This window comes from Bacteroides caecigallinarum (genome assembly GCF_021530995.1).
In the GTDB taxonomy this organism is placed as follows: domain Bacteria; phylum Bacteroidota; class Bacteroidia; order Bacteroidales; family Bacteroidaceae; genus Phocaeicola; species Phocaeicola faecigallinarum.
The window spans coordinates 1-255 of record NZ_JADYTF010000371.1 but is presented as its reverse complement, the minus strand read 5'-3'; the positions used below and the strand labels follow the sequence as shown (position 1 = coordinate 255).

At 40.0% G+C, this 255-nt stretch carries 1 pseudogene; it reads left to right on the top strand.

The features are described from left to right. A pseudogene (locus I6E24_RS17700) lies at positions 1-255 on the top strand (IS4 family transposase); the annotation flags it as partial.

Here is a 255-nt window from a genome sequence, read left to right as displayed (position 1 = left end):
AAAAATGATTGCAACAAGGCAATAAACTGTATTATGACAACAATCCGTCATTTCAATCTGCGTTCGTCTTGCATTGGTGTTGAGAAACGGCATAATTGCAAGTTGAGTTGTCTTCAAGTATTGGAACTGCTGCTTGTCTTCCCGTTCTTCATGGTCAAGAACTCTTTCCAATATCACCATTCGGGACTTTCCAAGTTTTTCTCCTGTCAAAAGGATATGTTCTATCGTTTCATGGAGCAGGACAACATTGACTGG